13 protein-coding genes are annotated in these 13,327 nt (G+C 59.8%); 5 read left to right on the top strand and 8 right to left on the bottom strand.

Annotated elements, in window-relative coordinates; all coding sequences use genetic code 11:
• Positions 1-122: 122 nt before the first annotated feature.
• The 4 genes from AB4P92_RS12620 to AB4P92_RS12605 form a co-directional block, all read right to left on the bottom strand.
• A complete protein-coding gene (locus AB4P92_RS12620) occupies positions 123-1,874 on the bottom strand; it encodes a molecular chaperone (protein WP_395599460.1) in 1,752 nt (583 codons plus the stop codon).
• A gap of 66 nt (positions 1,875-1,940) precedes the next feature.
• Complete coding sequence (asd, locus tag AB4P92_RS12615) at positions 1,941-2,801, bottom strand: archaetidylserine decarboxylase (protein WP_042557365.1); 861 nt, start codon at positions 2,799-2,801, stop codon at positions 1,941-1,943.
• 18 nt (positions 2,802-2,819) lie between these two features.
• The gene (gene rhdA, locus AB4P92_RS12610) at positions 2,820-3,635 is read right to left on the bottom strand and encodes a thiosulfate sulfurtransferase (RefSeq protein WP_042557366.1); all 816 of its coding nucleotides are present in this window, start codon (positions 3,633-3,635) and stop codon (positions 2,820-2,822) included.
• A gap of 42 nt (positions 3,636-3,677) precedes the next feature.
• Complete coding sequence (locus AB4P92_RS12605) at positions 3,678-5,216, bottom strand: HDOD domain-containing protein (RefSeq protein WP_261736298.1); 1,539 nt, start codon at positions 5,214-5,216, stop codon at positions 3,678-3,680.
• Between the two features lie 166 nt (positions 5,217-5,382).
• Between AB4P92_RS12605 and motA the strand changes: the two genes are divergently transcribed.
• From motA to AB4P92_RS12590, 3 genes are all read left to right on the top strand, one after another.
• Positions 5,383-6,234 carry a flagellar motor stator protein MotA gene (motA, locus tag AB4P92_RS12600; protein ID WP_042557368.1) on the top strand — a complete coding sequence of 284 codons (852 nt, stop codon included), beginning with the start codon at positions 5,383-5,385 and terminating at the stop codon, positions 6,232-6,234.
• Positions 6,235-6,237: 3 nt separating this feature from the next.
• Positions 6,238-7,293 carry a flagellar motor protein MotB gene (motB, locus tag AB4P92_RS12595; protein WP_261736299.1) on the top strand — a complete coding sequence of 352 codons (1,056 nt, stop codon included), beginning with the start codon at positions 6,238-6,240 and terminating at the stop codon, positions 7,291-7,293.
• A gap of 90 nt (positions 7,294-7,383) precedes the next feature.
• On the top strand, positions 7,384-8,517 hold the full coding sequence (locus AB4P92_RS12590; protein WP_395599459.1) for a sterol desaturase family protein: 1,134 nt from the start codon (positions 7,384-7,386) through the stop codon (positions 8,515-8,517).
• Between the two features lie 212 nt (positions 8,518-8,729).
• Here AB4P92_RS12590 and AB4P92_RS12585 read toward each other — a convergent pair whose 3' ends face one another.
• The 4 genes from AB4P92_RS12585 to rsgA form a co-directional block, all read right to left on the bottom strand.
• Positions 8,730-9,215 carry a toll/interleukin-1 receptor domain-containing protein gene (locus tag AB4P92_RS12585; RefSeq protein ID WP_395599458.1) on the bottom strand — a complete coding sequence of 162 codons (486 nt, stop codon included), beginning with the start codon at positions 9,213-9,215 and terminating at the stop codon, positions 8,730-8,732.
• The gene (locus AB4P92_RS12580) at positions 9,215-10,174 is read right to left on the bottom strand and encodes a caspase family protein (RefSeq protein WP_042557372.1); all 960 of its coding nucleotides are present in this window, start codon (positions 10,172-10,174) and stop codon (positions 9,215-9,217) included. Before AB4P92_RS12580 ends, AB4P92_RS12585 begins: the two co-directional genes overlap by 1 nt.
• 2 nt (positions 10,175-10,176) lie before the next feature.
• A complete protein-coding gene (locus AB4P92_RS12575; RefSeq protein ID WP_150594028.1) occupies positions 10,177-10,584 on the bottom strand; it encodes a TIR domain-containing protein in 408 nt (135 codons plus the stop codon).
• A 211-nt stretch (positions 10,585-10,795) separates the two neighbouring features.
• A complete protein-coding gene (gene rsgA, locus AB4P92_RS12570; RefSeq protein WP_042557374.1) occupies positions 10,796-11,827 on the bottom strand; it encodes a small ribosomal subunit biogenesis GTPase RsgA in 1,032 nt (343 codons plus the stop codon).
• A gap of 107 nt (positions 11,828-11,934) precedes the next feature.
• Here rsgA and orn point away from each other — a divergent pair, with 107 nt between their 5' ends.
• Both orn and AB4P92_RS12560 read left to right on the top strand, forming a co-directional pair.
• Positions 11,935-12,477: an oligoribonuclease gene (gene orn, locus AB4P92_RS12565; RefSeq protein WP_042557375.1), complete on the top strand. Its 543-nt coding sequence runs from the start codon at positions 11,935-11,937 to the stop codon at positions 12,475-12,477.
• Positions 12,478-12,559: 82 nt separating this feature from the next.
• Entirely contained in the window at positions 12,560-13,171 is a 612-nt protein-coding gene (locus AB4P92_RS12560) for a trimeric intracellular cation channel family protein (RefSeq protein WP_042557376.1), read from the top strand.
• Positions 13,172-13,327: the final 156 nt, after the last annotated feature.

Genomic DNA, 13,327 nt, shown 5'->3' with positions numbered 1-13,327 from the left:
ATAACCTGAGCGTGCCCCTTCGCGAGCGGGCTCGCTCCCACATTGGATCTGTGTCGTTCACAAATTTCCTGTGCGAGCGAGCCTGCTCGCGAAGGCTGCACCGCCGATTTATCGTCGAATACCTAAAGCGACTTCCAGAGAGAATCAAAATCTTCCTCGCTCCCGCCATTTTGCGCAGGCTCCAGCGAGCGATAAGCAAACTGATTGAAGCTGTGCGTACTCGCCACCCGTCGGTCCAGCCCGGCGCAGTGTTCCTCGCCATGGGTGTTGATCAGCACTTTGCTGCCTTCCTGAAACGGCAAGCGTGGTGCCAGTAACGTGGCTGGCAGATCGATCGCGCTGATCTGCGGCAACAGCAATCCTCGTAAGTATTGGCTGTGATCGTCCCGCGAGCGCACCAGTTGCAGGCCGCACGGCTCGGCATGCGGCGCCACCAGTTCGATGCCCATCTGCGTACCACTGCCGCGCACCTGACGAATCCAGCGAATCACCGCAATGCTCCAGCCAAGACTCACGCTGTCCTGAATCCCGAGCATTTCCCCGGCCTGTAATTCGGCGGGCGCTTCTTGCGGCCAGCCCAGGCAATACCCGCCGGGGCTATGATTGATCACCGGCAACGCATAAGTCGGGTAGTGCGTCGTGCTGTCGGTGCTGCTTTCGTCCTCGAGCAGACGGTCGTACTGGATTTCTTCGTAGGGTAAAAACTCGTCAGCCTTGCTCTGCGGCGCGGCGTCGAACGCCTGGCTCCAACTGTCCTTTTCACCCTTGGCGACGACGCTGCTGAAGTTTGCTGCACGGGTGCCAGGATGTTTCAGCAGATCGCTGAACGTACGCTCGCCACCCAGGAAGAAGTGCAGGGCACTCATGCCGACGCAGACGGTCAGGCTGCCCTGACCCACGGTGCGCTGAAAACTGCGCTCGGCCGCCTGACCCCAGGTCGCGTGCAAATGTTGCAGGGTGTCGAAACTGAGCCCCGCCGGGACGGGCAACGGCGTCGAGGTGTCCTGGCGCAGCAGTTGCGCTTCGATGGCATTCACCAATAGCTGAGGATCAAAGCCGAGCAGTCCGGCCTTTTGCTCGCTGCGGAACATATTGCGATAGCGCGGCCCGGCGTCGATTTCTGCGCTCACCGCAAACAAACCATCGCCGGGGCTGCCGGGGTGGAGCTTGAGCAGCGCACTCCACGACTCCAGGACTTCCGCGAGCCGCGCGATCTGGTTCTGGCGCAGTTGATTGCAGCGGGCACTGCCCAATAACAAAGTGGCGATGTAAGTCTGTTCGACGCTCAGTTCGGTTGTCAGGCTGGCGAGATCATCGTGTACGCGACGTTGTTGCAGCTGCAACGCGCACGCGGTGCGATACAGCTGATGCAGTTCGAACCACAGATGCTCCGGCGGCGAACTGTATAACTGCGTCGCGCGCACCAGTTGTCCTTTGAGCGCATGGGTCGCCCGTTGCAGGGCGAGGCTGAGCAATGCCGCACGGTCCTTGCTGTATTTCGGCGCGATGCGCAGGACGATCTGCTTGTAGCCGATGGCCAGATGACTTTGCAGTGCCTGACACAGGTTGCTGACCTTGCGTGAGCGCTCGTCGAGCATGATCGCCTGATGCAGAAAGTGCCGCTCCAGATGCTGGCAGACGAAATACACCTCGGGCCGCAGCAGCTCGAGCAGTTGCAGGCGATTGTCGCTGGGGGTCAGCAATTGGTTGAGTTCGCCGATGCCTTGGTACAACTGACGGGCCGTTTCGCCGATGTTGGCCTTGGGCAGGCCGGCGATCCAGCGCTTGAGATCGCGCGTAGTGGCTTCGCAAAACGACAGGCGCGTTTGCGTCGGGGTAGTGGCGCGTAGCTGGGGGGAAATGGTCTGGCTCATGCCAAAAACCATAGCAGCAATTGCAGCAGTCTGTGGGAGCCGAGGCGGCTCCCACAGCACCAAGCATCAGGCTTTCGGCAGTGCCAGACCCTGGCCCATCTGTACTGGCGAACCGGCAACCAGTGTTTCAGCCCACTTCACTTGATCTGGGCCGAACAGCACGATCGCGGTAGAACCAAGCTTGAAGCGACCCAGTTCCGCGCCTTTTTCCAGATGAATCGGCGCACGGGCGGCTTCGTCGTAGCGGAAGGTTTTCAGCTCGCGCTTCGGCGGGGTGACCAGGCCAGCCCAGACGGTTTCGATCGAAGCAACGATCATTGCGCCGACCAGCACGACAGCCATCGGTCCGCGCTCGGTGTCGAAAATGCACGCCACACGCTCGTTGCGGGCGAACAGCTCCGGGACGTTTTCGGCGGTGGTCTGGTTGACCGAGAAGATCCGGCCCGGGATATAAACCATTTCACGCAGGGTGCCGGCCAGCGGCATGTGCACGCGGTGGTAGTCCTTCGGCGACAGGTAAATGGTGGCGAAGTCACCGCCCATGAACGGCGCGGCATTGGCCGCGTCACCGCCGAGCAGTTCCAGCACGCTGAAGCTGTGGCCCTTGGCCTGGAACACGCGACCGTGTTCGATCGGGCCGAGTTGGCTGACCGCACCGTCGGCCGGGCTGAGGACCGCGCCCGGGGTTTCGTCCAGCGGCCGTGCGCCGTCTTTCAGGGCACGGGTGAAGAAGGCGTTGAAGTGCTCGTAAGCGGTCACGTCTTCAACCAGCGCCTGCGACATATCAACTTGATAGCGCTTGGCGAACCAGGTGGTGAAAGCATTTTTGAACCAGCGCACGCGGCATTCGGCAATGCAGCCGGCCAGGCGCGACAGCAGGTGATGAGGCAGCAGGTATTGGCTGAGGATAAACAGACGCTCTTTCATTAGTTGTCCTTAAAAACCTTAAATCTCGACTGGCGTGTCAGGGTGGTTGCCCCATTCGCCCCAGGAACCGGCGTAGCCTTTGACCCGCGGATAACCGAGGGACTTGGCCACCAGATAGGTGAAGCCCGACCGGTGATGGGTCTGGCAGTGGGTAATGATTTCTTTGTCCTTGGTGATCCCCAGGTCTTCGAGGATCTGCGGCATGTCAGTGCGAATGCGCAACTGCCGCGCCTTGTCCATGCCGGCAGTCCACTCGAAATTGACCGCGCCGGGAATATGACCTGCCTTGGCAGCCAGGACTTTCTCGCCGGAATACTCCAGCGGCCCGCGTGCATCCCAGATCGCCAGATCGGCAGCGCCGAGGCGGCTTTGCAGGTATTCGCGAGTGGCGGTCGGCTCGTCATGCAGGGTCAGTGCGACCGGGCCACCGACAGCGGGTGGCACCTGGATCGACATCGGCGAACCTTCCGCCAGCCAGGCCGGCAGACCGCCATCAATATAGTGGTACTTGTCGTGTCCGATCACATCGAGCAGCCAGATGAAGCGCCCGGCCCAGCCACCGCCCTCGTCGTCATAGACCACGTAGACCGCGTCCTTGCGGTGGCCCAGCTCACCGAACAGCGCTTCCAGATCGGCTTTCCCCGGCAGCAGTCCCGGCGCCGGCGGGTGGCCGAGCTGGGTGCGTTTCGGATCGACAAAGCGTGCGCCGGGCAGATGACCTTCGGCATAGCGGGCGGGGCTGGTCAGGTCCACCAGGATGAGTTCGCTGGCATCGAGGCGAGGGAGCAGGTCGCTCGGTTCGATAACGAGCGGCAAGCCAGAGAAGTCAGACATGTGAGGTCTCCAGAGCACAAAGGGGGGGATTGTAGCGCAGCCTCATCGGCCACGGCTGCTAAAGCTGTGCAGGGCTTTTTCGATGCACTGCGCGGTTTTGCCAAAGGCTTGCACGGTGATGTCGGCGAACGGCCCGCCGCCCTGATCGGCAACGACGATCATGATCACCCGGCCGTTATTGACCAGTGAACGCAGGAACAGATGCTCGCCACGAAACAGCGTGCGCAGGCCCGGCGGCAACAGCGCGGAGAATTGCGCGTTGTTTTCTGGATTGATCCGCACCTGTGCCTGCTGCGCGAGCAACCGTTGCAGGACTTTGCTCTGGCTGACAACAAAATTCAGCGCGGCAGCTTCTTTCGGCAGGCCAACGGTTTGATTTACGCGCAGATTGGACTGCGTGCGATCAGCCATCAGGATCATCACCCGCCGCATGCCGCTGGCCACCAGCGCATCGCGAGCGGCGACGGTCAGGCTCATGGCATTGGTGAAGCGACTCGGCTCGGCCAACAGTTCGGCGCATTGCCGGCGCCACTGAGTCAAATCATCGGAACTGGGCGCCGCAGCAGGCAGCATGCCAGCAGGCAAGCGACGCGTGCCCCACGGCCACAGCAACGAAACCGCCGGGTGCCACAGGTCAGGCATCGCATGCTGGCGCGCACTGTTGGCGGCTTGCTGGTGCAGCTGTTGTTGCACCTCGTCCATCGAAATCTGCAGATAAAGACTGGTCAGGTACTGCCAGCGCTCACTGTGCGGGCTGTCCCACGCCTGCTGCGCCGACAGCGCCAGCCCGTTGGCCAGCAACACGGTATTGGCTGGCTGATTGAGCCAGCGGCGCAGAGTCGGATCATCGTCCAGGCGGTTTTGCTGGCGCAGCGGATGTTCGCTGTCGCGGGCGATGCGCAGCACTTTGACCAGTTCGCGTTGCTCGCTGAGCAACAATCTGTAGCCCTGTTGCACCCAGATCGGCAGATGCCAGACAGCGACCAACGCTTCAGCGATTTTCAGCAGGCGCACGCCAAACAATTGCTTCTCGACAGTGCGCGCCGATTCGCCCTTGTGGATAACGCGCAGCTCCCACTCTTCAAGCAATTGCGGATAAGTCAGCGCCAGCGGCCACAGCGGCGAGAGGAACAGGAGACTGCCCCAATGAATGTCCTGCCACAGCCGCGCCAGGCGACTGGCAAAAAAACCGTTGGCCTGTTGCGTGGCGTGCTGGCTGATCATTTGCAGTTGGCGCAGGGCCTTGGGGATCTGCATCTGCGCAACGGCGGGCAGGCGCGAGAGCAATTCTTCGGTGCGGGCGAGGCCGAGGCGATTGATCGCCACTTCCAGATTTTCTGCCGGCGTGGCCATGTTGCCGTGGGTGTGACGATTGGCCTCACGGATGATGCTCAAGGCCAGCGCCGGGCTGTCCTGCATCAGGTCGGCAATGTCACGAAGCGAGCTGCGATTGTCGCGGATCGCGCGGCAGACCTTGTCGTGCGCCTCTTGCGGTACGGGCAGGGGGACGCTGTCGAGCAGCTTGACCCAGCCGTCGAGGGTGGTCGGTTTTGCGTGTGGGACGTTCGTTTCATTAGCCATGTCTGGACAAGATCTTCACTGACTGTAGACGCGCCCGGCATGGGCTAAATTGGCTTTTCGCCTGAACTGGCTATAGTCTGGCGCAGTTTTGCCGATAAGTAGAAGAAGAGATTTTTTAACTTCCGAATATGACCTTGAACCCGACTTAAATAAGTACTTTCTACCTATGGCTAAAATTATCGGCATCATCGTCGTATTCGCGAGCGTGCTCGGCGGATACGTGCTTTCCCACGGCAAGATCGCGGCCCTGATCCAGCCTTTCGAGGTGTTGATCATCGGCGGTGCAGCACTGGGCGCTTTCCTCCAGGCCAACCCCAGCTATATGACGATGCACGTGCTCAAGAAATCCCTGAGCATGTTCAGTTCGCGTTTCACCCACACGTTCTATCTGGAAGTGCTGGGGCTGATCTACGAGATCCTCAACAAGAGCCGCCGCGAAGGCATGATGGCCATCGAGGGCGACATCGAAGATGCCGCCGCGAGCCCGATCTTCGCCAAGTACCCGGCGGTGCTTAAAGATGAACGCATGACCGCGTTTATCTGCGACTACCTGCGCATCATGTCCTCCGGCAACATGGCTCCGCACGAACTGGAAGGCCTGTTCGACATGGAGTTGTACAGCCTGAAGGAAGACCTTGAACACCCATCGCACGCGGTGAACGGCATTGCCGACGCCATGCCGGGTTTCGGTATCGTTGCGGCGGTACTCGGTATCGTGGTGACCATGGCCTCCCTGGGTGACGGCGATCAGAAATCCATCGGCCTGCACGTCGGTGCGGCACTGGTGGGTACCTTCTTCGGTATTCTGGCGGCGTACGGTTTCTTTGGTCCGTTGGCGCATTCCCTGGCCCACGATGCCAAGGAAGAACTGAACGTTTACGAAGCCATCAAGGCCTCGCTGGTGGCTTCTGCGTCCGGCATGCCGCCATCGCTGGCGGTCGAGTTCGGTCGCAAGGTTCTGTACCCGGCCCACCGTCCAAGCTTTGCCGAGCTGGAACAAGCGGTTCGCGGTCGCTAAGTCATGGAAAATAATCAGCCGATTATCATCAAGCGCGTCAAGCGCATAGCCGGCGGGCATCACGGCGGGGCGTGGAAAATCGCCTTCGCCGACTTCGCGACGGCGATGATGGCGTTCTTCCTGGTGTTGTGGCTGCTGTCTACCGCAACCCCGGAGCAGAAGATTGCTATCGCCGGTTACTTCAAGGACCCGGTCGGCTTCTCCGAAAGCGGCACGCCGTACATCATCGATCTGGGCGGTACGCCGACGCTGGCGCCGGAAAACACCCTCAACCCCGAGGTGAAGTCCCAGCCGCAACCGGACAAGGTCACCGTCGACACCGAACAAGTCGAAGGCATGGCCGAAATGGTCGAGAAAGAACGCCTGGAACTGTTGCTGCAAGAACTGCAGAACAAGGTCGACGAGAACCCGCAACTGCAGAAATTCAAGGATCAGATCCTCTTCGAGATCACGCCGAACGGCTTGCGCATCCAGATCATGGACGCCGAGAACCGGCCGATGTTCGACTCGGGTTCCGCGCGCCTGAAACCTTATTTCGAAGACATCCTGCTGGCCATGGCCGACACCATCAAAGCGGTGCCGAACAAGATCAGCATCAGCGGCCACACCGACGCCAAGCCTTATATCGGCAGCGGCGACTACGGCAACTGGGAGCTTTCAGCCAACCGAGCCAACGCTGCACGGCGTGCGCTGATTGCGGGCAGTTATCCAGACACGCAAGTGGCGCGGGTGGTCGGTTACGCCTCGTCGGCGTTGTTCGACAAGGAAAAACCGTTCAACCCGATCAACCGTCGCATCGACATCGTGGTGCTGACCAAAAAGGCTCAGGCGGCCATCGAAGGTGCGCAAGGCCCCGACGCTGCGAAGCCGGCCGAACAAGGTCAGAACGATGCCGCGCCGGCAACCCCGGTCGACCCGAACGCCTTGCCAGCGGATCAGCAACCGGTGCCCGCGCACGAGCTGCGCGAACGGTTGAACCTGTTCGACGACGCCGCGCCCAAACCGGCTGAGCCGGGGAGTGCGGCGCCGACAACGCCACCGGCCACCGCGCCGAAGTGATCGACAAAAAGCCACGTTAACCGTGGCTTTTTTGTTTCTGCCTGCGTCGCAATGAGCAGTCGCAGTTTTCGCAATCACGGAAGATCAGTTATGGAAAGACTCAAAGCCTATTTTCAGCGGCACGGCAGCGCACCCTTCAAGTTCGGTGAGGGGAGGGTCAGTGGCTATATTTCGGCCACCCTCGGGCTATTGAGCTTGCTGGCGGTGTTCTGCTTCCTGTTTCCCGAATGGCTGACCACAGCCGAATTGCGCAAGGTCTACGATGAGCAATTCGCGCGCACCACGCTGTTGCTCGGGCTGGTGGTGTCGTTCAGCCTCGGCACCCTGAATATCCTGCTCAACAAACGTAAACGATTGGGGATTACCGGGCTGGTTGCGTCGGGGCTGGCGGTGTTTCTCGGTGGCACCAATGTGCAGGTCAGCGAGATCGGGCAGACGCCGTACTCACTCGGTCTGGACTGGTTTGTCCTGGCGCTGCTGGTGTCGGCCATCGTGTTCATTCCGCTGGAAAAACTTTATTCCAAAGACCCTGAGCAAAACATCCTGCGTCCGAACTGGCGCACCGATCTGACCTACTTTTTTGTCAGCCACATGCTGGTGCAGTTCATCCTGATTTTTATCACCGCCTCGTCGAGTTACATCGCCGGATGGGCGATGTCGCCGAGCTTGCAGACCAGCGTGCAAAGCCTGCCGCTGGTGGTGCAATTCCTGCTCGCCGTGCTGGTCGCGGATCTTGGTCAATACTGGTTGCATCGGCTCTACCATGTGGTGCCATGGCTGTGGCGCATCCATGCGGTGCATCACTCCAGCACCCACATGGACTGGCTCGCAGGCTCGCGCGTGCACTTCATCGAAATCCTGCTGACCCGCACCGGCGTCCTGGTGCCGCTGATGCTGCTGGGCTTCGCGCCGCAAGCGTTGAACGCTTACGTGATTCTGGTCGGAGTTCAAGCGGTGCTGGCCCACGCCAATGTGCGGATCAACGGCGGCTGGCTGAATTACCTGATCGTCCTGCCGCGCTACCACCACTGGCACCACGCCCGGCACAAAGACTACATCTACAAAAACTACGCGATTCACACGCCTCTGGTGGACATGCTGTTCGGCACCTTCAAGCTACCGCCGAAAGAATGGCCAGTGCGTTATGGCGTGTTCGGCAAGGAATTGCCGGGCGGGATCGTGCGTCAGCATCTCTATGCGTTCAAGAAGCCTGAGCCGAAGTAGGGCGGGCGGATGCGAAAAAGCCGCGATGATCGCGGCTTTTTTGCGTCTGTTGTCTCGTCCTGAATGTTGTTGTGTTCTTTCGATCTTCACGCTGCACGAAACCTGAGTTCGACTCGGTCCTTCACGTCGGCGTAACTCGAACATCCACCTCTGTCAGTCCCCTCTCCCTCTGGGAGAGGGCCATGGTGAGGGCTTTCGAAGGCGATGCGTTTTCAGAATCCGCGCCGAATCCGGTTCTTCAATTGTTCGTGGAACATGTCGGCATCGCGTTTGTAGTTGCCCTTCACGGATTCACTTATCGACTCCAGTGACATCGACCGCTTGTTCGACACCTCCTCACGATACGCATCAATAAAGAAATCCAGATCACTTTCCGTGCTCAGCTTCGGCCATTTGTCCAGATACAGCGGCAACTCCGCTGGCCCGGTCCTGAAGGAACAGATCCGCCGGTTGCTGATGGTCGCTTCGCCGATTTCAAACGGCACCCACCACGACAGCGCGGTTTTTTCCGAAACCACCGCGAGCAAGTGCGTGCATTCGGTGATGTTGCGCGTAATGACCCCTGTGATGTCATCGGTGGTCTGCGATTCCAGGTCCAGCACGTCAAGGTAGGTCTTGATGTTGGCCCCGATCAGGCGGCTGTTGATGGCCATCGCGTAGGCGCGATCCATGTGGCGGTAGCTGATGAAGACTGGCATCAGAAATGTCCTTTGAGGGCGAGTTCGCGGTAATAGGCGCCGAGGGCGGTGAGGCGGCAGCCGGTCGAGTGGATGGCCGCGTAATACATATGCTCGGCGTCCATCGGTTCGATCAGGCTGTGGCGGTTGCACTTTTGCAATTGGGCGAAGACTTCGCCGTGGTCCGGATTGAAAGTGGCTTCGGTGGGTTCGTAGCTGGGATCGAGCGGGAAAACCGACTCGGCTTCGGTAAACCATTCGGGGAGTTTGCGCAGGATTTCCTTGGGGATCAGCGGCGAGACTTCACGCAGGGAAATGAATTGCGACACGTTGGTCTTGAACACCGGGCGCTGTTCCCAGGCGTCGAGCGCATTGTCGACGAAGGAATAGAGGCTGCCGGGAGTGATCTTGCCGAGGATGTTGGCTGCGCCGCCATGTAACGCCTGCAACAGCAGCCCGGTGAACACACCGTGTTGCGCGCCTTCCATGGCCGACTCTTCCTTTTTGCACGCGGTCAGGATGGTCATGCCTTCGCCGACCACGCTGCTTTCACTGCGCAGCGCGCGCGCCTCGCCGGCCGCGCCGCTTTGGCAGCAGTCGAGGATGATCACCTTGTTCTTGATCCTGGTGGCTTTGGTTGCCCAGTTGAGGATGTCGCTGATGCGGATGCCGTCCTTGGCGTTTCGGTAGTTCTGCGGCAACAGCATGCCTTCATCATTGTCATTGTCGAAGCCGCCATGCCCGGCGAAGTACAGCAGCGCGACGTTACAGTCGCCGGAAAACAGTTCGCGAATCTGATCTTCGAGTTTCTCCCTGCTCAAGTGATCCTCGGCGGATGTCAGCACCACGTTCTTGAAGTTGGGGTCGCCATTGGCGTCGGTTTTCAGTACGGACGCCATGGCCATGGCGTCATTGCTGCACCCGCTCAAGCGCGGAATATGTTTGTAGTCGTTGATCCCGATAAACAGTCCCTTGCGCATGATTACACCGCCGTATGCAGACGAATCGCGCTGACAATGCTGTTGGTGTTCCACGCGCATTCGGCCTGTGCAGCGTTACGCACCACGGTGGAAATTCGCTCGGCGCCAAAAGGTTTGATCGCGATGATCACCTTGCCCATCCGCTTGGCGATCTCGATCTCCTTGTTGATCCACTTGCTGTAGGTCGAATACATCCCGGCCATGATCAGCACTGCCGAGCAGGGCCGGATCTTGTCTTCGATGGCCAGTTCAAGTTGCTTGTCGGTTTGCGCGCCCATGATCGGGTTGTGCGGCGGTACGGAAAAATTCTTGAAAGTGAAATCCGCCTGAGCGCCGAGCAGGCGTACCAGATTGTCGTGGGCATGGGAGTAGTTCCACGAATGACTGATGAACAAATGGTAGGTTTGCATGGGGTTCCTCGGAGGTCGCGAAAGTGCGGACGAGGAACTGAATGTAGGCATCTGGGAGATGCCTACAAGATGTGCGCGGCAAAAGAGAAATGTCCTGCAAACAGGCGTGTGCAGGCCTTACAGAAAATTCTGATGTTTAAAAAACAGGGGATTTGTAAGGGCGGATCCGACAACCGGCAGCACCCGAGACAGGCGCTGCCGGGTTGGCTGTTTAATAGCCGCTTTCAGGCAGACTGGCGATGATCGAGCGATAGCTGTTCATCCGTTGCTGCTGCACGCGGCCATCTTCCAATGCCTTGAGCAGTGCGCAACCCGGTTCGCGATCGTGCTTGCAATCGCGGAAGCGGCAGGTGCCGAGCAGGTCGTTGAACTCGATGAAGCCGGCTTCAACGTCGGCGCGGCTGACGTGGCCGAGGCCGAATTCGCGGATGCCCGGGGAGTCGATCAGTTCACCACCGCCGGGGAAGTGGAACAGACGCGCGGTGGTCGTCGTGTGCGTGCCCTGGCCGGAGAGTTCGGACAGCGGCCCGACGCGGGTTTCAACCTCTGGCAGCAGGCTGTTGACCAGCGACGACTTGCCGACGCCGGACTGGCCGACGAAGACGCTGATGCGCCCATCGAGCTGCTGTTGCAGTTGTTCCATGCCGTTGCCGTGGTGCGCGGAAACTTCCAGCACCGGATAGCCGAGCGTGCGGTAAACCGCCAACAGCGCGTTCAGCGCCGGGGCGTTCTGCTCGTCGATCAGGTCGAATTTGTTCAGCAGCAACAGCGGACGGATGCCGGCGTGTTCGGCCGCGACCAGATAGCGGTCGATCAGGTTGGCATGTGGCTCGGGCAGCGGGGCGAAAACGATGACGATCATGTCAACGTTGGCGGCGACCGGTTTGAGCTGGCCACGGCTGTCCGGGCGGCACAACTCGGTGGTGCGCGGCAATTGCGCGACGATCACACCGATGCCTTGGTTGCCGGCACGCCAGACGACGGTGTCGCCGGTCACCAGCGCCGGCAGGTTGGCGCGTAGGTGGCAACGGAACACCTGGCCGGCGAGTTCGCCGTCCTTGGCCTCGACTTCGACCTGCACACCGAAGTGCGCGATCACCAGGCCGGTCTGTTCCGGGCCCAGGTCGCCACCTTCAAGTGCCTCGACAGCCGAGGACTCGCGTTTGGCGGCGCGTGCGGCGCGCTCGCCCTGAATTTTTTCGATGCGCCAGTTTTGACGTCGATTGAGTTGGCGTTTGGCCATGGGTGTTCCGTCTGAAGAATGCAGCGATTAGGTAAAACGGCCGCGAGTTTAGCACGCCCGGCCACCGGCCTAAGCTAAACTGCGCAGCATTGCCTAGGAGCCCGAATATGCAGAACCCGCAGAACTTGATCTGGATCGACCTGGAAATGACCGGTCTGGATCCGGAAAACGACGTCATCATCGAAATGGCCACTATCGTCACTGACAGCGACCTCAACACCCTGGCCGAAGGCCCGGTCATCGCCATCCACCATAGCGACGAAGTCCTCTCGCGCATGGACGAGTGGAACACCCGCACCCACGGCAACTCCGGCCTGACCCAGCGCGTACGCGAAAGCCGCGTCAGCATGGCCGAAGCCGAAGCCGAAACCATCGCCTTCCTCGAAAAGTGGGTGCCGAAGGGCAAGTCTCCGATTTGCGGCAACAGCATCTGCCAGGATCGTCGCTTCCTTTATACCCATATGAAGGCGCTGGAGAGCTACTTCCACTATCGCAACCTCGACGTCTCGACGCTCAAGGAACTGGCGGCCCGCTGGGCGCCGGACGTACGCGACAGCTTCAAGAAGGGCGGCACGCACCTGGCGCTCGACGACATCCGCGAGTCGATCGCCGAGCTGCAGCACTACCGCGAGCATTTCATCAAGTTCTGACATCGGTGGACTGCGCTGCTGCCCTCTTTTGGTGCCATGGCGAAGTGAGTAGACTGCGCGCCTTCCTGCAAGGATCGCCACCATGTTGCTAATGCTCTACCTCGTCGCCATCACCGCTGAAGCCATGACCGGCGCACTGTCTGCCGGTCGTCGTGGCATGGACTGGTTTGGTGTGGTGCTGATCGCCTGTGTCACGGCGTTGGGCGGTGGTTCGGTGCGTGATGTGCTGCTCGGGCATTACCCGCTGACGTGGGTCAAACATCCGGAATATCTGGTGCTGACCTCGCTCGCCGCGATGTTCACGGTGTTCACCGCACGCTGGATGCGCCACCTGCGCTCGCTGTTTCTGGTGCTCGATGCTGTCGGTCTGGTGGCCTTCACCCTGATCGGCTGCATGACCGCGCTGGAGATGGGCCACGGCATGTTGGTGGCTTCGGTCAGCGGCGTGATCACCGGGGTATTCGGCGGCATCCTGCGCGATATCTTCTGTAACGACATCCCGCTGATCTTCCGGCGCGAACTTTACGCCAGCGTCTCTTTTGCGGCGGCATGGTGTTACATGTTCTGCCTGTTTCTGAATCTTCCGAGCGAACAGGCGATCCTGATAACTTTATTCGGCGGATTCCTGTTACGTCTGTTGGCAATTCGTTTTCATTGGGAAATGCCAAAGTTTGTCTATAACGACGAGCATTGATAGTCCTCGCAGTCAGTAACTTGCGCTGAGTCGATGGTCAGCGTTTTGTGCACGTGTATATAGGCTTCTTACATTTTTCGCTTTGCTGTTATTTTGATGGTCGTGTTATTTCTTTGGTCGATAGCTTGCTCAAGGTCTATCTGCCAATTAAATACA

The organism is Pseudomonas sp. A0308 (assembly GCF_044218815.1).
In the GTDB taxonomy this organism is placed as follows: Bacteria; Pseudomonadota; Gammaproteobacteria; order Pseudomonadales; family Pseudomonadaceae; genus Aquipseudomonas; species Aquipseudomonas iridis.
This window is presented reverse-complemented; position numbering and strand designations above follow the sequence as displayed.